This window comes from Lentzea sp. NPDC060358 (assembly GCF_042725365.1).
Lineage (GTDB): Bacteria > Actinomycetota > Actinomycetes > Mycobacteriales > Pseudonocardiaceae > Lentzea.
In genome coordinates, this window is the sequence record NZ_JBHXCW010000153.1 from 1 (window position 1) to 18,857 (window position 18,857).

Consider the following 18,857-nt stretch of genomic DNA (forward strand, 5'->3'; position numbering starts at 1 on the left):
TCATGTTGGTCGATTTCGGGCCCGCCTGCCCGGGCGCCACTGGTGCCTTGGTTTCAATGGTCGTGCCGGGTAAACCAGTCTCCGGGCGCTCAGTGGCGGGGGGCCCGCCTCCCTGGACGGCCGGCCCTCCCCGGGTCATGCCGTGTGCAGGGTGAGCCCGTAGACGCGCAAGATCTCGTTGATGGGCTGGAACCAGGTGCGACCACCGCTCGAGCAGTTGCCGTAGCCGCCGGACGTCACGCCCTGCGCCTGGTCACCGGTGATGAACGAACCACCCGAGTCGCCGCCTTCGGCGCACACGCTGGTGCCGACCATCTCGTAGACCGCGCCCTGCTGGTAGTTCACGGTCTCGTTGCGGCCCTGGACCACACCGCAGTGCCAGTGCGTCGTCGAACCCGAGCGGCACACCGAGGTGCCGACCGGCGCCTCCCACGAACCGCGCACGAGCGCGTCGCTCACGGTGCCCCAGCCGAGCACGACCGGCACGGTCCACCAGCCGCCGCCGATGCGGACCCACGCGTAGTCGTTGCCGGGGAACGACGAACCGGCGAAGTTGCCCTGGAAGGAGCGGTCCCAGCCGTACACGGCCGCGCCGCCGCCACCGCAGTGACCCGCCGTGACGTAGCCGCCGTGCACCGAGAAACCGATGGAGCAGCGGACGTTGCCGGTGTAGTACGGGTCGCCGCCGACCGTGCCGGCCGCGAACGTCTGCGGCTGCTGCACGCCGTCGGTGTGGACGGTGACGGCACCGAACGAGCGCGCCTTGTCGAGGAACGAGGCGACCTCGGCGGTCTGCTTGCCGGGCTCGACGCTGACGACGACCGCGCCGGTCCTGGCGTCGGTCTTCCAGCTCGAGACCGCCGACGGCACGGCACCGGTCTTCGACAGCGCGTCGAGACGGTTCTTGTGGGCGTTCAGCGAGTTGGCGGACCGGCCGACGACGACGGTGTCCACCCCGGTCGCCTCGACCTTGCGGGCCGCGGCCTGGTCGGTCACGGCGACGACCAGGCGGTTCGTCTTCTCGTCGAACCAGCTGCCGGCGTACGACGCGCCGGCCTGCGTCTCGGCGCGCGGTGCGAGCACCGACGCGCGTTCCTCCGACGCCAGGCGCACCCGCGCCTGAGCTTCGGTGAGCCCGAACGCCGAGGTCATCGCGGTGATCAGACCGGGTGACATCTCCTCGGCCGCGGCCTGTGCCGGAGCGGTGAAAGTGGACCCGACCAGCACGAGGGCCAGCGCGGGCACGACTCTGGGCATGGTGAAGCGCAAGCTCTTCTCCTTGTCCGTGCAGGGATCGCCTCCCGCCCCGTTGCGGGAAGCGGCGAACATGAGAGCGCTCCCACCGTGGACCAGACCATTAGCCGCCGTCAACCGCCTGGCGAAGACCTGTCCTGTCCGATTGCTGCCCGGACAGACCGGACCGGGCCCTACGCCATCACGACGACCTGCCGCACCGCCTCGCCGGACGCGAGCGCCGCGAACCCGTCGTTGACCGCGTCGAGCGCCAGCCGCCCGGACAGCAGCCCGTCCACCGGCAGCCGCCCGGCGCGGTAGAGGTCGATGAACCGCGGCACGTCCCGGCGCGGCACGCACGAGCCGAGGTAGCTGCCCTTGAGCGTGCGTTCCTCGGCCACCAGGGCGAGCGCGGGCAGCGAGACCGTGCGGTCCGGGTGCGGCAGGCCGACCGTGACGGTCGTGCCGCCGACGGCCGTCGCGGCGTAGGCCTGTTCGAGCACGGCGGCGACGCCGGTCGTGTCGATGACCTTGTCGGCGCCGCCGCCGGTCAGCTCGCGGACGTGGGCGACGGCGTCGGGCCCGCCGGCGGCCTCGTGCGTCGCGCCGAGCGCCAGGGCGAGCTGCCGCTTGTGCTCGACGACGTCCACCGCGACGACCTGGGTGGCACCCGCGGTGATCGCCGCGAGCACCGCGGACAGCCCGACACCGCCGAGCCCGAAGACCGCGACCCGGTCCCCCGGCGCGACCTGGGCGCTGTAGAAGGCGGCACCGGCACCCGTGAGCACGGCGCACCCGAAGAGCGCGGCGACGTCGAGCGGCAGGTCCGGCGGCACGAGTGTGGCGGAGCGGCTGGAGACCACGGTGTACTCGGCAAAGCCGGACACGCCGAGGTGGTGGTGCGGGCGCGTGCCGTCGGGCAGCGTCCACCGGCGCCCACCGCCGAGCAGCGTGCCCTCGCGGTTCGCGGCGGCACCCGGTGCGCACAGCGCCTGCCGGCCCGACGAGCACGGCCGGCACGCGCCGCACGCGGGCACGAACGACAGCACGACGCGGTCGCCCTTCGCGAACTCCGAGTCCGGGCCCGTCTCGACGACCTCGCCCGCCGCCTCGTGGCCGAGCACCATCGGCAACGGCCGCACGCGCGAGCCGTCGATCACGGACAGGTCGGAGTGGCACAGGCCGGTGGCGTGCACGCGCACCAGCAGCTCACCGGGACCGGGCGGGTCCAGTTCCAGGTCGACGACCTCCAGCGGCCCGCCGACGGCGCTCAGCACGGCTCCCCGGGTCCTCACGCCACCACCAGCCCTTCCATCGCGGTGCGCAGGTGCGCGGGGATCTCGGCCGGTTTGCGGGTCGCCCGGTCGACGAACACGTGCACGAAGTGGCCTTCGGCGATCACGTCGTCACCGTGCTCCCGGAAGAACCCGACCTCGTAGCGCACGCTCGACCGCCCGAGGTGCCCGATCCGCAGGCCCGCGTCGACCGCGTCCGGGAACGCGATCGAGGCCCGGTAGTTGCAGTGGGACTCCACGCACAGGCCGATCTCCGCGCCCTCGTGGATGTCGAGACCCGACGCGATCAGCCACGTGTTGATCACCGTGTCCATGAACGCGTAGTGGACGACGTTGTTCACGTGGCCGTAGACGTCGTTGTCCGCCCACCGGGTCGGAATCCGCTGCCAGTGCCGGTAGCTGTCGCGCACACACCCTCCGCTGCTGTGCTCAGTCGAGCCTCCTGGTCAGCTCGACCCTCGACCGCACGCCGAGCCGCGCGAAGATGTTGCGCAGGTGGTGCTCGACGGTGCGGTGGCTCAGGAACAACCGCGCGGCGATCTCGCGGTTCGTGGCGCCCTCGGCGACCAGCGCGGCGATCTGCGCCTGCTGCGGCGTCAGGCCGGGGTGGTCCTTCGGTTCGCCGGTCGGGTCGCCGGCGGCGCGCAGCTCGGCGCGGGCCCGCTCGACCCAGTGATCTGCCTGGTAGGACTCGAAGATGCGCACGGCGTCGCGCAGGTGTGCGCGCGCCACCTTGGGTTTGCGGCCGCGGCGCAGCCTGTTTCCGTACAGCAGCTCGGTCTTCGCGAGCTCCAGGGCGGTGCCGCTGGCCCGGTGCAGCCGGATCGCCTCCTCGAAGTGCTCGTCGGCGGTGCCGGTCTCCAGCAGGCCGTGGCAGCGGTGCGAGAGCGCGAGCCGCGCCGCGCTGCCCGTAACACCGGCCCACTTCTCGTACCGCTGGAGCGCTCTGTCCCCCGTGGACGGTGTGCCGCACGCGACGGCCGCCTCCACGAGGTGCGGCGCGGCCATCACCTTGACGCCCGCGTGCCCGTGGTGCAGCCGCAGCCGGTCGAGCGCGTCGGCGGGGCGGTCGCGGGACAGGTCGACGCAGGCGAAGGCCCACGCGCCGAACGTGCCGGGCCGGATCAGCCCGCGTTCGGTGATGTGCTCGGTCGCGGTGCCGATGCGGTGCAGGGCCGTCTCGGCGTCGCCGCGCAGCGCCGCCAGCAGCGCGAGGATCGTCAGGTGGTCGACCACGGCGTTGTGCTGGCCGATCGCCGTGGCCGCGTGCACGCCCTCGGTGGCCGCGGACAGCGCCGCGGTGTGCTGGTCGAGCAGCAACGCCGACAGCGCCCGGTAGACGAGCGCCCACGGCACGAGCGCGGTGTGGCCGCTCTCCCGCGCCGCCGTCACCGCCGCGGTGGCCATCTCGTGGGACCGGGTGGCGTCGCCGAGCACGTAGGCGGCCTGGCTCGCCCAGATCCGCGCCTGCGGCCCCGGCACGTGCTCGGCCAGGCCGATCACCGCGCGCAACGCGGGCAGCGCCTCGGCGTGGCGGCCGGAGAGCGTCGCGGACATGCCGATCAGGTGGTCGAGCGTGAGCCGGGTGACCGGGTGCTCGTCGGGCCGGCGGATCTCGCGCGCGAGATCCGCGACGGCGCGGTGGCGGCGGGGGTCGCCCGCGATGCTCGCCGCCTCACCCGCGAACCCGAGCGCCGCCACCGCCAGTGCGCGCTGGGTGCCGAGCAGTCCCCTCGCGGCGCGGACCAGCCGGTCCGCCGCCACGTCCGGGAGGCTCTCGCCCAGGTCGAGGCCGCCCGCGACGAGGTCCATCAGCGCTCGCAGCTCGACCGTGTCGGTCATCCGGACGGCCGTGCGCAGGACGGCGCGCGACCGGTGCGGGGTGCCGTGGGCCCAGTGGTCGGCTGCCGCCCGCAGCAGCCGGCGCGCCTTCTGCTCGGGGTCGGTGGTCAGGTGGGCGGCGCGGCCGTGGTCGCGGGCCGCGGTCGCGAAGTCGCCGCAGCGGCGGGCGTGCTCGGCGCCGGCGGCCAGCTCGTCGGCGTGCCCGGCGCCGTCCTCGCTGGTCACGGCGCTGTGCCAGGTGCGCCGGGGGCCCGGGGGCAGCAGCCCGGCGAGCTCGGCGTGCGCCCGGAACCGCAGGACGGCCGGGGTGCCGGAGTGCAGGGTGGAGCGGACGAGGCGGCGCGGGTCGAGCAGCGCGCCCGCCTCCGCCACGGCGGCGAGGTCGCCGGTCAGCCGGGCGAGGCCCTCGGCGGTCAGCTCGTCGTCCACGGCGGCCAGCGCCACGACGTGCCGGGCCGCGGGCGACAGCGCCGCGACCCTCGCGAGCAGCCGGGCGCGCAGCGAGCTGGACTCGGGCAGCACCTCCGGCGGCGGCGCCGTGCCGCCGAGCTGGTCGGAGGTGAGCGACCCGGCCAGCTCCACCAGCGCGAGCGGGTTGCCGCAGGCCAGTTCCGCGAGGTCCACGGCGAGCGCGGACGGCACGCCGGGCAGCAGGTCGTGCAGCACCTGCAGGCTCGCGGCGCGGTCGAGCGGTTCCAGCACGACGCTGGGCAGCCCGAACGTCTCCGTCTCGGAGGCGATGAGGACCGCGGCGCAGGTGCCCTCGACGTCCTCGGTGAGCCGGCGCAGGTCGTCGTCGAGGCCGGGGTGGCCCGGGTCGTCCACGCACAGCACCGCGTCGTAGGAGCGGCGGGCGTGCTCGAGCAGGGCCGACCTGCCGCTGCCCGGCTCGCCGCGCAGCACGAGCGCGGACCCGTGCCCGTTGCGCGCACGCCGGAGGAACGCGTCGACGGCGACGCGCTGCCTGTCGCGGCCACGCAGCATCGGCCCAGTGTCGCCGCCCCCGGACGGCCTGCGGAAGGGGTCGAGGCGAAATTCACCTACCACTGTTAGTTTTCCGTTCGAAGTTCTCCGGCGGAACCGGTGGTTGTACCGATGCGCACGTCCGCGGAGGGGTTGCAGGGTCAGGTCGTCCCCGAATTCCCCTGCCGAATGAGGTGTACAAAGCCGTGCGACTTCGTTCCCTGCTCCCGATCGCGCTGTCCCTGGCCCTGGTGGGCGGAACCACCGCCCACGCCCTGGCGGCGGCCAACCCCTACGAACGCGGCCCCGCCCCCACCACGTCGAGCATCGAGGCGGCGCGCGGCCCGTTCGCCGTGTCGGAGACCTCGGTGTCGTCGCTGGTCAGCGGCTTCGGCGGCGGCACCATCTACTACCCGACGAGCACCGCCTCCGGCACGTTCGGCGCGGTCGCCGTCTCCCCCGGCTACACCGGCACCCAGTCGAGCATCGCGTGGCTCGGCCCGCGCCTGGCCTCCCAGGGCTTCGTCGTGTTCACGATCGACACGATCACGATCTACGACCAGCCCGACAGCAGGGCGTCGCAACTGCTCGCGGCGCTCGACTACCTGACCGAACGCAGCTCGGTCCGGTCCCGCGTCGACACGAGCAGGCTCGGCGTCATGGGCCACTCGATGGGCGGCGGCGGCACCCTGCGCGCGGCGAGCCAGCGCCCGGCGCTGCAGGCGGCGATCCCGCTGACCGGCTGGCACACCGCGAAGAACTGGTCGTCGGTGCGCGTGCCGACCCTGGTGATCGGCGCCGAGGACGACTCCATCGCCCCGGTCCTGACGCACTCCGAGCCGTTCTACACCTCGCTGCCGTCCACCCTGGACAAGGCGTACCTGGAGCTCAACGGCGCCTCGCACTTCGCGCCGAACAGCCCGAACACGACCATCGCGAAGTACAGCATCTCGTGGCTGAAGCGGTTCATCGACAACGACACCCGCTACGAGCAGTTCCTCTGCCCGGCGCCGGGGCGCAGCACGCAGATCGAAGAGTACCGCGACACCTGCCCGCACTCCTGATCCGCCGAGGGGGTCGCGGTGCTCCGGCGCCGCGGCCCCGGAATCACGAGATCGGGTGTCGTCGCTGCTCAGCGCCGCACTCGCGGCCACCTGATGGTGGTCCCGCCGCCTCCGGTGCCCAGCGGGCGCCGGGGGCCGGCCCTAGCTTCGGGTCGCGTGACCACTGTGTTCAGCCTGTTCGACGAGGCCGCCGACGCCGCCCTCCAGGACGACCGCGCGGCCCTGGGCGCGGTGCTCGAGCGCATCCGCGCGACCACCTCGGCCGACCCGCGGCTGCGCGACTTCTTCCTGGCCGCCTTCGCCTCCCGGCTCGACGCCACCGGCCAGGACCGCCGCCCGCGCGCCGGGGAGGCGGACCTGCTCCGCGTCCTGACCAGGAACCTCCCGCTGCTGCGCGCGGTGCGGCACGCCAACGACCGCCTGCTGGCCTTCCTCGACGGCCGCGAGTCGGCGACCGTGCTGGCGCTGGGCATCGGGCGCGGGCGCCAGGAGTGCGACCTGCTGCAGCGGGCGCCGGACCTGCGTTCGCTGACGGTCATCGGGGTCGACACCGCGGCCGAGCACCCGGGCGGGGCCGAGGCGGCGTTGCGCGCGACCGGGGCCCGAGTGGGCGCGGAGGTGGTCTTCCACCCCGTGCGGTGCGCTCCCGAACGGCTGGACGAGTCGTTCTGGCACCTGGTGCGGGACTCGCCGCGACCGCTGCTGGTGACGGCGTCCTTCTCGTTGCACCACCTGCGCGACGACGAGAACGGCGACACCAGGACCGCGTTGTTCCAGCGGGTGCGCGACCTGGGGCCCGCCGCCTTCGCCCTGTGCGAACGGCACGCGGACCACCACCGGGTGCCGTTCCGCACGCGTTTCGGCAACGCCTGGCGGCACTACGGCACGCTGTTCGAGGCGATCGACAGCACGGCGGCCGCGGACACCGAGAAGGCCGCGATGAAGCAGTACTTCGGTCCCGAGATCGAGAACGTGGTGGGCGCACGGGACGAGGAGCGCTTCGAGCGCCACGAACCCGCCGACGCGTGGGCCCGCCGCTTCACCGGCAACGGCTTCCGCCTGATGCCCGGCCCGCGCACGGTCAGCGGCGCGCGGGGCGGGTTCTGGACGCGCGCCCTGCCGGACCGCGTCGAGCTGGGCTACGAGGACACCACGCTGGTCGCGGTCTTCGTCGGCACACCGGACTGGTCCCACGCGAGGTGACCGTCCGGCCGCACGAGCCCGGCCGCGGTCCGCACGGAACGCCCGGCGCGCAGCCGCGTGAAGAGCCCGTCGCGGTCGGGTGCGCGGCGGCCCGTCCCGTAGTCCACGTCCAGCCCCGACAGGCGTTCCGCGAGGATCCTCGCCATGTCCGGCGCGACCGCGATCAGTCCGCTCACGACGGTGCGCAACGCCCGCAGTTCGGCGCTGTAGCCCGTGATCAGCGCCGTCTGGGCCCTGGTGTGCGCGAGCAGGTCGGCGCCGACGGGGTGGCGTTCGTCGTGGTAGGTGTCGAGCAGCGCCTCGTCCGCCCGGCCGGTGACGACGGCGGCGAGCTTCCAGCCCAGGTTGTGCGCGTCCTGGATGCCGACGTTCATGCCGACGCCGCCCGTCGGGAAGTGCATGTGCGCGGCGTCGCCCGCCAGCAGGACCCGGCCGCGGCGGTAGGCGGCGGCCTGGCGGGTGGCGTTGCCGAAGCGGGACAACCACCTCGGGTCGCGCATGCCGAAGTCCGTGCCCGCGATCTCGCCGACGGTGGCGCGCAGCTCGTCGAGGGTGAGCTCGCCCGGCCACTCGGCGACGTTCGTGCGCGCGTCACCGCCGACGATCCGGTGCACCCCACCGGGCAGCGGCACGACCATCAGGCCGCCGGCCGCACCCGTGACGCTCGCGAACCCGCGCTCCGGCGGCGCGTCCAGCACCACGTCGCCGAGCCAGCCCCACGTCGTGGCGTCGGTGCCGGGGAAGTCGATCCCCGCCGCCGCCCGCACGGTGCTGCGCGTGCCGTCGCACCCCACGACGTAGTCCGCCGCGATGACCCGTCCGTCGGCCAACGCGACGCCGTCGTCCGTGAGGCCGGTGACCTCGCACCCACGCAGGACGGTCGCACCGAGGCCGCGGACTCGTTCCTCCAGCAGTTCCTCGGTGCGTGCCTGCGGCAGGGCAAGCGTGAACGGGTAGGGCGTGTCGAGCGCGGCGAAGTCCATCCGGTCGGGCAGCCCGCCGAAGTGCCCGTCCGGGATGCGGACGCCCTCCGCCAGGAACGGCTCCACGACCCCGCGGCAGTCGAAGACCTCGAGGGTGCGCGGGTGGACCGTGAGCGCCTTGGAGTTGGCGTCGCGCTGCTCCTTCGCTTCCAGCACCACGACTTCCGCTCCGCCGAGCCGCACCTCCCCCGCCAGCCACAGCCCGGTCGGCCCGGCACCCACCACGACGACGTTCACGTCACCCTCCCTTGGTCACTGACCAACTGGTCGCGGTCGAGTAGACTAGGTCAGTGACCAAGAGTCAAGCGGACGTGGTGCGCACCGCCCTCGAGATCCTCGACGAGCACGGCGCGGAGGCCGTGTCGATGCGGGCCATCGCGCACCGCCTCGACGTGCGGATGAACACCGTGCTCTGGCACGTGAAGACCAAGGCGCGGCTGGAAGAGCTGATGGCCGACGCGATCGTGGCCGGCGTCTCGCTGTCCGGCCTGCCGCGCGACGGGCGCGAGCGGGCCGCCGAGATCGCCCGGCGCTACCGGCGCGCCCTGCTGGCCCACCGCGATGGCGCCGCGGTCGTCGCGGGCACCTACGCCGCCGAACCGGCCACTTTGGACACCGCGGAAGCGCTCGTGGCCGCCCTGCTCGACGGCGGGATGGCGGAACGCGAGGCGGCGTGGACGTGCTGGAGCCTGATCTACTTCGTCCTCGGGCTGGCGCAGGAGGAACAGGCCTCGCCCGACGGCTCGCGCGTGCCGGAGGTGGGGGAACGCGCCTCGCTGCGGCGCGTTCTCCCGTTCCTCACCGAGGAGTTCGACGGCCGGTTCGAGTTCGGCGTGGCGAAGCTCCTCGCCTAGCTCCTGAGCGCGGCCTTGCGGCACGAAGTCGCGCGGTACTCCAGGAAAGTGCCCTTCGGGTCCTCGAAACGGCTCCACGGCGCACCGTCCGCCCGGCCGCCGAGCGCCCGGAACTGCTCGATCACCTCGGCGAACCGGTTGTGGTCGTACAGCGCGAGGACGAGGTGGCCGCGGTCGTCGTCCGAGAGCTCGTCCTCGGTCAGGAGCCGCTCCATCGCGTCGGCCACGAGGTGCGTGCGCCAGATGAGCGGATCGTCGTCCTCCAGCAGGAACGCCGCCCGCAGCACCAGCGCGGGGCCGGCGTTCGCCGCGAAGTCGAGCAGCACGTCCGGCGACTGACCGGCCCAGTACTCCAGGGCGGCCTCGTGGGCGGCCCGGTGCCGCGGGGCGCGGACGACCAGCTCGTGCCAGATCTCGGCGAACCGCGCCTGGTCGATCGAGAGGCCGCCGGCGACCTGGACGAGCGTCCACCACGGCGTCGGGTCCTGCGGGGCCAGTTCGGCGGCGTGCCGGGCCGCGCGTTCGGCCCGGCGCAGCACGCGGTGGTACCCCTGCACGTGGTCCTGTTCGTCGCTCTCGCCGCGGATCTCCCGCGCCACCAGCACCCACGCGGCCGCGTCGAGCACGGCCAGGTCCCGGTCCGGCTGCTCGTCGCGCCAGCGGACCAGCCACTCGTCGGTGCGGGCGCCCTCGCGGGCCAGCGCCTGGACCACGCGGGCGCGGTCGTCCCAGTGGCCCCGGGTGGGCTTCAGCGCCGCCGCGGCCTGCTCCCACCGGCCGCGGGAGGCGGCCGTGACCGCCCCGGCCAGCACGGGGTCTGCCTCGGGGAAGAAGTCGCGGACGTCCGCGTCCGGGACCAGGCCCCAGCGTTCGGGATCGGCGTGTCTGGTCGGGTCGAGCACCACGGCGTCGTCCTCCTAGCGGGTCGGGGCCTGGTCGACGCGGAGCCCGGCGAGCGCCGCGCGCAGCGCCCGCGTGCAGCCCCGGTCGTCGGTGGCCTGCTCGATCTCGGCGGTGAGGTCGGGGCCGTCGAAGGTCGTGGCGCCGAGCCAGTCGGACTCCCAGCGCGCCCGGCCCTGGTCGGCGAAGGCGAGCTCGACGAGTGCGGTCAGCTCGCCGATCAGCAGGCCGCGGGCGAACTCGCGCCGCACCCTCGGCGCCGACGTGCCGCTGCCGGGCCGGGCGTCGGTGCGCAGCAACGCGGACAGCCGGCCCTCGTCGAGCTGGTCGAGCACGGCGCCGAGCGAGCCGCCGCCGACCCGCAGCAGCCGCCGCGCCCGGTCCACCCGGGTGGCGCGGACCGAGGTGTGCGCCAGCGTCGCCCAGTCGACCCGCCGCTTCACGCCGAGTTCCTCCACCAGGGAACCGACGAGGGTCTTGTCCATCACCGCGCCGTTGTCCGCGAGCAGCGCGCCGGCCGGCCGGTCGGGCCCGCTGTCCGGCACGGCCATCGCGGTGACGGCCGCGATGCGCTCCGGCAGCGGCGGGTGGGAGTCGTAGCGGCCGAGCACGCGCTCGGGCGGGTTCTGCCTGATCTCGTCGAGGTGGGCGCGCAGCTCGGGCGAGCCGCGCAACCCCGCGAACGCGTCGAAGATCGTCGTCGGCAGGAACCCCGCCTCCCAGGCCGGGCGGAAGTGCCGGTCGTGGAACAGGGTCCAGGCCGCCTCGACCACCGGGATCTCCCGCAGGGCGCTCACCGCGGCGTCGGTCCCGGCGATCCGGGTGGCCGTCGCGTCGGCGGCGAGCTCCTGCCGGCGCGACAGGGACGCGGTGACCGCGAAGTAGACCTTCGCGTAGTACGTGAACAGCACGGCGGCCACGGCGTGGTACCAGAAGCGGTGGTTGAGCTTGGTGACCACGCGGTTCAACGCCACGCGGCCCGCCACCACCACGCCCATCAGCCTCGTGTCGCGGTTGCTGTAGTGGCCGAGCTCGTGCGCGAGGACGAAGGTCAGCTGCCGCTCGGTCAGGCACGCGAGCAGCGGGGCGCCCACGTACATCCGGCGGGTGGTCGCGACGAGGCCGAGCAGCCTGGTGCGCTGCGACACCGAGGCGTTCACCTCCGGCACGATGAAGACGCGGTCCGGCGGACGCGTGCCGACCTCGGCGGCGAGCCTGCGGACCAGCGCCCAGATCTCGGGCTCGTCCTGCTCGCCGACCCGCTCGCCGCGCACCTCGTCGTCCGAGGGTCCCGCGATCGTCACCAGGCCGCTGAGCAACGCGAACACCAGCATCGCGCCGATCACGACGGACCAGACGAAGCCGATCGGCCGGTCGTTCACGAAGTACAGCACGCTGATCAGCACGATTCCGGCGATCAGCACGAGAGTGAGGACGCACACCCCCACGAGCAGCGCGACCGCCACGACAGCACGCATCACTTCCCCCCAGCACCGCACCCCTGCGGTGGGAGAGAGTGTGCACGATCGCCGGTCCCGCCGGACGGGATATTCCCGAAGTCGTCTGCCTACGTCCGGCGCACCGGCATCTAGGCAGCTCTTGCTGACGCGACCGTCCCGCGCACCCGCGCACCATGAGGCGACCTGATCAGCAGAGGAGCAGCGATGATCTACCACGGCAACCGGATGAGGGTGAAAGAGGGCGCCGACGCGGCCCAGGTCGAGAGCGCCCTGGAGGTGCTGCGCGAGCAGGGCACGGCGATCCCGTCGGTGAAGTGGTTCACCGTCGGCCGCGAGCACGGCAGCGAGTTCGACTGGAGCGCGATCTTCGCCTTCGAGGACCTCGACGGCTACTCGGAGTACCTCGGGCACCCGGCGCACCACCGGACCCAGCGGGCCGGCCTGCCGTTGATGGAGAAGTTCGAGACCTTCGACATCAGCGACGACCCGGACCCCGGGCTCGGCGCGAAGATCGCCGAACTGCAGATGCGCCACTACGCCGCCGATCCCGGGCTCGTGGAACTGGTCGCGGCCCTGCCCTCGCACGTGGGCAGCAGCGCCGTCGAGCACGGCTGACCCCGGTGGGCCCGCCGTCCCGCTCGCCGCGCGGGCCCACCACGTCATGACGTCACGTCACTGGTACGCCTCCGCCGTCGGCGACAGACTTGGTCAGCAGCACCACATCTGACCACAGTGGACACCAGCAGGGTGTCCACGTCGCCGTACGAAGGAAATCCAGATGCGCGACAAGGCCTTCACGGCCCTTGCGGTAGCAGTCGTGACCGCGGCCTGCACGGCACCGAGCCCGCCCACGCCCGTGGCGAACGCCGTGCAGTGGGGATCCTGCCCGGCGGACGCCAGCGGCCCCGGGCTCGAGTGCGCGACGCTCGACGTGCCGCTCGACTACCGCGCACCCGACGGCAGGAGGATCCAGATCGCGATCTCCCGGCTGCCCAGCAAGAAACCGGAGAAACGACGCGGCATCCTGCTCACCAACTCCGGCGGCCCCGGCGGTGAGGCGCTCCGGCACTCCCTGGACCTCAAGGACGTCGGGTTGCCGCAAGACGTCCTGGACAGCTACGACATCATCGGCATGGACCCCCGGGGCGTCGGCCGCAGCACGCCCGTCACCTGCGACCTGGCGAAGATTCCCGCCTACTACACCAACATCCCGCTCCACGCCGCCGACGCCGCGGACGTGCGCAAGAGCGCGGAACTGGGCAAGCAGGTCGCCGACAGCTGCCTCGGCTCCGCGTCGAAGGACCTCCTCCCCCACATCTCCACCGCGAACGCGGCCAGGGACCTCGACCAGGTGCGGCAGGCGCTGGGCGAGGAGAAGGCCTCCTACTTCGGCATCTCCTACGGCACCTACCTGGGCGCCGTCTACACGACGCTGTTCCCCGGGACGACCGACCGCGTGCTCCTCGACAGCTCGCTGGGCGCCGGCGGCTGGGACCGCGAGGGCTCGCGCCTGTTCGCGCAGGGCTTCGAGGACCGCTTCCCCGACTTCGCGCGGTACGTCGCCACCACCCACCCCGACTACGGCCTCGGCACCACTCCCGACCAGGTGACCGCCAAGTACTTCGAACTGACCGCGACGCTGGACGCGCTCCCCGGCATCGGCACCCAGGCGGGCAGCCTGTTCCGCCAGACCACGTTCAGCGGCCTGTACTACGACAACGCCCTCGGCGCACTCGCCGAGACCTGGCGCGACGTCAACAACGGCACATGGCGGCCGGACGCCGCGACGAAACCGGGCGGCGAACCCACGTCCAGCCCGAGCCGGCCGGACGACGCGCGCTGGCAGGCCAAGACCGCGGACAACTACCTCGCGAGCCAGCTGCACGTGCTGTGCAACGACTCCCGCTGGCCCACGTCCGTCCAGACCTATGTGGACGATCACGCGGCGGACCGGGTCAAGTACCCCATGTTCGGCTCGGCGGCGTCCAACATCGGCCCCTGCGCCTTCTGGCCGGACCCGGTCGAACCCCAGACCCGCATCACGGACCAGGGCCCCTCGAACGTCCTGATCGTGCAGAACCTCCGTGACCCCATCACGCCCCTGGTGGTGGCGAAGAAGATGCGTGCCGCACTCGGCGACCGGGCCAGGATCGTCACCGTCGACCAGGGCGGGCACCTCGCCTACCCGTTCAAGAAGAACAAGTGCGCCAACGACGAGGCGACCCGGTTCCTCGTCACCGGCGAGCGCGTCTCCGAGGACAAGGCCTGCCGCTGACCTGACGGCCGGCCGGGTGTGCGGCGACCGCTTCGGTGGCGCCGCACACTCCTCGCGCGGGCGGCCTGATGGACACGCTCGAGCCGCGCACCCCGGAGCAGATGCGCCGGCTGCACACCTTCGACGACGGCGCCCTCGTCGCGCACTTCGACCCCAGCCGGCCCGACGAGATCGGCGGCGACGGCCGGCACCGCCTGCTGCCGCTGATGCACGAGGCCGGCTTCGACACCGGCCCGGTCGACGACGCCGGCTGGGACACCCGCTACGACGAGCCCATCGCCCGCTCGCTGCGGCCGGCGGGCCTGATCACCGGTGTGCTGCCCGCGCTCGAGCACACCCCGGGCCTGGCCGCGGCACCGGCGGCAGCCCGCCGGGGCGAGCCGGTGGCCCTCACCCCGGACAGCGACCTGGGCCGGCACGTCCGCGCGTGGTCGGGACCGGCGCGGCGGGCGAGCTGGTCGCTGAACTTCGCCCGAGACCGCACGACCGACGAGGAACGCGCCACCGGCCACCGCTACGGCCACCTGGTGCAGGCCCTCTCCGCCGCGGTGCGGGCGGACCGGGCCTGAGCGCCTCGCGGGAGCGCCGGCGGACCGAAGACCACCTCAGCCGGCAGGCACCGTCACCGCGTCCAGCGCCTGCTCCACCACCGGTGACAGCGCCCGCATCAAGCTCGCGCTCACGTGGTTGTCGTCGAAGTTCACCTGCAGGTCACCGATCACGGGCGGGCAGTACCCGTCCGGGCAGAGCTGGTCGCTGAAGTCCAGGAACGACACACCTCCCGGCACGTCGAGGCCCGCGTAGGGCGGCACCGGAGCGAGCAGGTCCGCGCGAGGCGCACCGCAGCGCGGGGCCGAGACGCCGTGCACGCGCACGCACTCGGGCACGGAGAAGCTGTACCGGGGGCTGTCGCGCACGGCGACGACCGGGATGCCCTCGGCGTCGAGCTGGCGCCAGCGGTCCACGAAGCCCGGTGGCGTCTCCTCGGTCAGTCCCACCTGGACGTTGCGGGTGGCCAGGGTGAAGACGAAGTCCGGGCGCAGGGCGATGATCTCGGTGGCGGCCTCCTCGTTGAACCGCTCGCACTCCTGGTTGCCGGGGAACTTCTCCGACCTCGTGGAGAACGGGCAGCCGCCCTTGAGCATCGCGATCAGCTGCCAGTCGCGGGCCTGCGCGATCGGGGTGAGGGCGGCGATGTACTGCTGCACGTGGGAGTCGCCGACCAGCACCACGCGCTTGGCCGGGGTCCCGGCGACAGGACCGCGGCACACCGTGAGTTCCCTGTGCTGCGGGGACTTCTCGCAGGACTCGCCGTCGAGGGCGGCGAAGTCGGTGGCCGGGACGTGGGCCCGCACGTCGCGGGCTCCGGTGTGCTGCCAGAGCGCCACGGCCGCGAGCAGTGGCACGAGCAGCAGTGCGGTGAGCTTGCGCGTGGGCAGGCCCGACCGGCGCACGGGTTCTTCCACCAGCAGGTGCGTCAGGGCCGCGAGCACGAGCGAGACGGAGATGACCGCCACGCCGCCGAGCAGTCCCGCCTCGCTCTGCCCGCGCACCACCAGGTAGAGGACCAGCACCGGCCAGTGCCACAGGTACAGCGCGTAGCTGAGGTCGCCGAGGTGGCGCATCCGCTCGCCCGCGAGCCACCGGTCCGCGCCGAACCGGCTGCCGGTCGTCCCGGCCACGATCACGGCCGCCGCGCACGTCGTCGGCCACAGCGCCAGGTAGCCGGGGAACTGCGCGCCCACCTGCAGCACCAGCCCGCACAGCAGCAGTCCGGCGAGGCCCGCCCAGCCCAGGACGATCCTCAGTGGACGGACGAGCGAGAACCCGGTCAGGGCCAGCAGGCCGCCCAGCGCGAACTCCCAGATCCGCGTCGCCGTGTGGAAGTACGCGAGCGGCTGGTCGACGGCGGTGAGCCACACCGAGAAGGCGAACGAGGAAGCGAAGACCACCAGCAGCACGCGCGGCAGCGACCGGCGCAGCAGCACGACCAGGCCGACCAGCAACGGCCACAGCAGGTAGAACTGGCCCTGGATCGACAACGACCAGAAGTGCTGCACGACACTCGCCTGGTCGTTCTGCGCGTAGTAGTCGGTGGCGTCGGCCGCGAGCTGCCAGTTCTCCACGAACAGCGCCGCCGCGGTCACCTCGCGGATCGTCTGCGACCACCGGTCGGGCGGCAGCAGGAGCATCCCGGCCACCACCGTCGCCCCGAGCACGACGAACGCCGCGGGCAGCAGCCGCCGGGCCATCCTGCTCCACAGCGCGCGCAGGTCGAGCCTGCCCCGTGCCGTGGCCCGCACGAGCTGTCCCGTCACGAGGAAACCCGAGATCAGGAAGAAGACGTCGACACCGCCGGACACCCGGCCCAGCCAGACGTGGTAGACGACCACCAGGCAGGCGGCCACCGCGCGCAGGCCCTGCAGTTCCGGCCGGTAGGTCCGTGGCGGCGAGCTCCCGTCCGGTGCGGACGCTCGTGTTGCCCCGATCTGTTCACTTGCCACCACGCCAGCGAGGGTTGCCTCCCACCCCCTGCGCCGTCCATCCGTGGCAACACCCAATTCCGCCCTGCACCACCCCCTCCCGCGGTGGGTAGTTGGGTGCCCCGACGGATCGTTTTCGCAGGCAGGAACGGGAATCGTGGAAGGCGCCCACCGGAAGGAGGTGCCATGAACCGCAGCGACCGCCCGACTCGGACCAGACGGCCGCTGAACCCCGTTCTGCTCGGGATCGCCCTGGCGTTGCTGATCGCGGGGATCGTCCTGCCCCACGCCCTGCTCGTCGCCGCCGGCCTGATCATCGCCGGTTTCACCGGCGTGCACCACAAGCCCTGACCCACGAGCACCCACGGGAGAAGACCATGTCCGCACCGGGAAAGCTGGCCGGGCGCACCGAACTGGATGATGCCATGCAGGCACGCGACATCGCGATCAACGTCCCGACCGTGACGGTCGACGACCCGGTCGCCAAGGCGGTGCGGGTCATGGCGGTCAACCGGTTGCCCGGCCTGATCGTCGTCGACGACCGCGCACGCCCGTGGACCGTGCTGCCGGGGACGCAGGTGCTGCGCCTCGCGGTCCCGTCGTCCTACCAGGAGGACCCGGCGCTCGCCCGCACCATCGACGAGAACGCCGCCGACAGCTTCTGGGTGGAGCTCGCCGACCGCACCGTCGGCGACGTCGCCCCGCGCCAGCGCGCCAAACCGGCCACGGTGCGCGACGACGCCACGCTGCTCGAGGTCGCCGCCCTGATGGCGCGCCAGCACAGCCCGCTCGTCGCCGTGGTCGACGAGACCGGCGCCCTGGTCGGCGCCATCACCCTCGACCGCCTCATCACGAGCCTCGCCGTCTACACCTCCGAGGACTGACCTCTCCCCGGCGCTGCCCCGCGCGCGCCCCAGAGCCACTCCCCCCGTCGTCGCCGGTGCGGCTGAACACGCGCCGGCGGCGACATCTCCTCCGTTGGGAGCTCCGTGAGCGCTGCTCTCGCCCTGGCGATCTTCCTGGTCGCGTTCTTCTTCATCGCCACCGAGAAGGCGAACAAGGTCAAGGTCGTCCTCGTCGCCGCCGGCCTGATGGCCGTCTTCGGCCTGGTCCCCGGTTCCGAGGTGTTCTTCTCCGAGCACGAGGGGATCGACTGGAACGTCATCTTCCTGCTGTTCGGCATGATGATCATCGTCGGCATCGTCAAGCAGACCGGTGTCTTCGACTACCTCGCGATCTGGGCGGCGAAACGGGCGCGCGGCCGCCCGTACCGCCTGATGGTGATGCTGATGCTCATCACCGCGATCGCGTCGCCGTTCCTCGACAACGTCACCACGATCATGCTCGTCGCCCCGGTGACGATCGTGGTGTGCAACCGGCTGCGCATCGCCGCCCAGCCGTACCTCATCGCCGAGGTGCTGGCGTCCAACATCGGCGGTGCCGCCACGTTGATCGGTGATCCGCCGAACATCATCATCGGCAGCCGCGCCGGCCTGTCGTTCACGGACTTCCTCGTGCACATGGCACCGGTGGTCGTGGTCGTGTTCGTGGTGTTCGTGCTGCTCACGAAGGTGCTCTTCCGCAAGTCGTTCCAGTACAACGCCGAGCACGTCGAGGCGGTGATGTCGCTGCAGGAACGCCGCGCGATCACCGACCCGAAGATGCTGCGCCGGTGCCTGGTCGTGTTCGCGTTCGTCGTGCTCGGCTTCGGCCTGCACTCGGTGCTGCACCTCGACCCGGCGATCGTCGCACTCGTCGGCGCCGGCGTGATGATGCTGGTCACGCGGGCCGACGTCACCGACGTGCTGGCGGAGGTCGAGTGGCCCACGCTCGCGTTCTTCATGGGTCTGTTCGTCATGGTCGCGGGCCTGGTGCACACCGGGGTGATCGAGACCGTCGGCACGTGGGCCGTGTCCGCGTTCGGCGACGACTACTTCCTGGCCGCGACCGCGCTGCTGTTCGGGTCGAGCGTGCTCGGGGCGTTCTTCGACAACATCCCGTACGTCGCCACGATGACGCCCGTCGTCGAGGGCATGGTGGCCGAGATCCCCGACGCCGCCACCGGGCAGGCGCTGTGGTGGTCGTTCGCCCTGGGCGCCGACTTCGGCGGCAACGGCACGGCGGTCGCCGCCAGCGCCAACGTGGTGGCGCTCGGCATCGCCGCCCGTGCGGGGCACCGGATCAGCTTCTGGCAGTTCACGCGGTACGGCATCGTGGTGACGTTGATCAGCACGGCGATGGCGTGGGGCTACGTCTGGCTCCGGTACTTCTAGACCGGCGCGCTCCGCGGCACCCCTCGTGC

General features: G+C 72.8%; 17 protein-coding genes. 9 read left to right on the forward strand and 8 right to left on the reverse strand.

The window, feature by feature from the left end:
• Positions 1 to 135 precede the first annotated feature (135 nt).
• From ACFWGZ_RS27410 to ACFWGZ_RS27425, 4 genes are all read right to left on the reverse strand, one after another.
• Positions 136 to 1,257, reverse strand: a complete 1,122-nt coding sequence (locus tag ACFWGZ_RS27410) for a S1 family peptidase (RefSeq protein ID WP_382454467.1) — start codon at positions 1,255 to 1,257, stop codon at positions 136 to 138.
• A gap of 170 nt (positions 1,258 to 1,427) precedes the next feature.
• Positions 1,428 to 2,528, reverse strand: a complete 1,101-nt coding sequence (locus ACFWGZ_RS27415; RefSeq protein WP_382454452.1) for a zinc-binding dehydrogenase — start codon at positions 2,526 to 2,528, stop codon at positions 1,428 to 1,430.
• Positions 2,525 to 2,938, reverse strand: a complete 414-nt coding sequence (locus ACFWGZ_RS27420) for an acyl-CoA thioesterase (protein WP_382454453.1) — start codon at positions 2,936 to 2,938, stop codon at positions 2,525 to 2,527. Before ACFWGZ_RS27420 ends, ACFWGZ_RS27415 begins: the two co-directional genes overlap by 4 nt.
• A 19-nt stretch (positions 2,939 to 2,957) precedes the next feature.
• A complete protein-coding gene (locus ACFWGZ_RS27425) occupies positions 2,958 to 5,354 on the reverse strand; it encodes a LuxR C-terminal-related transcriptional regulator (protein WP_382454454.1) in 2,397 nt (798 codons plus the stop codon).
• 185 nt (positions 5,355 to 5,539) lie between these two features.
• On the opposite strand from ACFWGZ_RS27425, the gene ACFWGZ_RS27430 reads away from it, so the two are divergent.
• On the forward strand, positions 5,540 to 6,397 hold the full coding sequence (locus ACFWGZ_RS27430) for an alpha/beta hydrolase family protein (protein WP_382454455.1): 858 nt from the start codon (positions 5,540 to 5,542) through the stop codon (positions 6,395 to 6,397).
• 156 nt (positions 6,398 to 6,553) lie between these two features.
• A complete protein-coding gene (locus ACFWGZ_RS27435; RefSeq protein WP_382454456.1) occupies positions 6,554 to 7,600 on the forward strand; it encodes a GRAS family protein in 1,047 nt (348 codons plus the stop codon).
• On the opposite strand, the gene ACFWGZ_RS27440 is transcribed toward ACFWGZ_RS27435, so the two are convergent.
• Positions 7,537 to 8,820 carry an FAD-dependent monooxygenase gene (locus ACFWGZ_RS27440; RefSeq protein ID WP_382454457.1) on the reverse strand — a complete coding sequence of 428 codons (1,284 nt, stop codon included), beginning with the start codon at positions 8,818 to 8,820 and terminating at the stop codon, positions 7,537 to 7,539. The genes ACFWGZ_RS27435 and ACFWGZ_RS27440 overlap by 64 nt on opposite strands.
• Before the next feature lie 53 nt (positions 8,821 to 8,873).
• Here ACFWGZ_RS27440 and ACFWGZ_RS27445 point away from each other — a divergent pair, with 53 nt between their 5' ends.
• Complete coding sequence (locus ACFWGZ_RS27445) at positions 8,874 to 9,437, forward strand: TetR/AcrR family transcriptional regulator C-terminal domain-containing protein (RefSeq protein ID WP_382454458.1); 564 nt, start codon at positions 8,874 to 8,876, stop codon at positions 9,435 to 9,437.
• Here the strand turns inward: ACFWGZ_RS27445 and ACFWGZ_RS27450 are convergent.
• Positions 9,434 to 10,342: a hypothetical protein gene (locus ACFWGZ_RS27450; protein ID WP_382454459.1), complete on the reverse strand. Its 909-nt coding sequence runs from the start codon at positions 10,340 to 10,342 to the stop codon at positions 9,434 to 9,436. The genes ACFWGZ_RS27445 and ACFWGZ_RS27450 overlap by 4 nt on opposite strands.
• A 12-nt stretch (positions 10,343 to 10,354) precedes the next feature.
• Complete coding sequence (locus ACFWGZ_RS27455; RefSeq protein ID WP_382454460.1) at positions 10,355 to 11,815, reverse strand: M48 family metallopeptidase; 1,461 nt, start codon at positions 11,813 to 11,815, stop codon at positions 10,355 to 10,357.
• Positions 11,816 to 12,001: 186 nt separating this feature from the next.
• Here ACFWGZ_RS27455 and ACFWGZ_RS27460 point away from each other — a divergent pair, with 186 nt between their 5' ends.
• The 3 genes from ACFWGZ_RS27460 (at position 12,002) to ACFWGZ_RS27470 (ending at position 14,641) form a co-directional block, all read left to right on the forward strand.
• Positions 12,002 to 12,412, forward strand: coding sequence for a Dabb family protein (locus ACFWGZ_RS27460; RefSeq protein WP_382454461.1), 411 nt, complete (start codon positions 12,002 to 12,004; stop codon positions 12,410 to 12,412).
• Positions 12,413 to 12,575: 163 nt separating this feature from the next.
• Positions 12,576 to 14,072: an alpha/beta hydrolase gene (locus tag ACFWGZ_RS27465; protein ID WP_382454462.1), complete on the forward strand. Its 1,497-nt coding sequence runs from the start codon at positions 12,576 to 12,578 to the stop codon at positions 14,070 to 14,072.
• A 68-nt stretch (positions 14,073 to 14,140) separates the two neighbouring features.
• A complete protein-coding gene (locus tag ACFWGZ_RS27470) occupies positions 14,141 to 14,641 on the forward strand; it encodes a DUF6461 domain-containing protein (RefSeq protein WP_382454463.1) in 501 nt (166 codons plus the stop codon).
• A 36-nt stretch (positions 14,642 to 14,677) separates the two neighbouring features.
• Here ACFWGZ_RS27470 and ACFWGZ_RS27475 read toward each other — a convergent pair whose 3' ends face one another.
• Positions 14,678 to 16,576, reverse strand: a complete 1,899-nt coding sequence (locus tag ACFWGZ_RS27475; protein ID WP_382454468.1) for an acyltransferase family protein — start codon at positions 16,574 to 16,576, stop codon at positions 14,678 to 14,680.
• 165 nt (positions 16,577 to 16,741) lie between these two features.
• Between ACFWGZ_RS27475 and ACFWGZ_RS27480 the strand changes: the two genes are divergently transcribed.
• The 3 genes from ACFWGZ_RS27480 (at position 16,742) to ACFWGZ_RS27490 (ending at position 18,828) form a co-directional block, all read left to right on the forward strand.
• Positions 16,742 to 16,906: a hypothetical protein gene (locus ACFWGZ_RS27480; protein WP_382454464.1), complete on the forward strand. Its 165-nt coding sequence runs from the start codon at positions 16,742 to 16,744 to the stop codon at positions 16,904 to 16,906.
• Positions 16,907 to 16,932: 26 nt separating this feature from the next.
• On the forward strand, positions 16,933 to 17,439 hold the full coding sequence (locus tag ACFWGZ_RS27485; protein ID WP_382454465.1) for a CBS domain-containing protein: 507 nt from the start codon (positions 16,933 to 16,935) through the stop codon (positions 17,437 to 17,439).
• Between the two features lie 105 nt (positions 17,440 to 17,544).
• Positions 17,545 to 18,828: an SLC13 family permease gene (locus ACFWGZ_RS27490; RefSeq protein WP_382454466.1), complete on the forward strand. Its 1,284-nt coding sequence runs from the start codon at positions 17,545 to 17,547 to the stop codon at positions 18,826 to 18,828.
• The last annotated feature ends 29 nt before the right edge of the window (positions 18,829 to 18,857 follow it).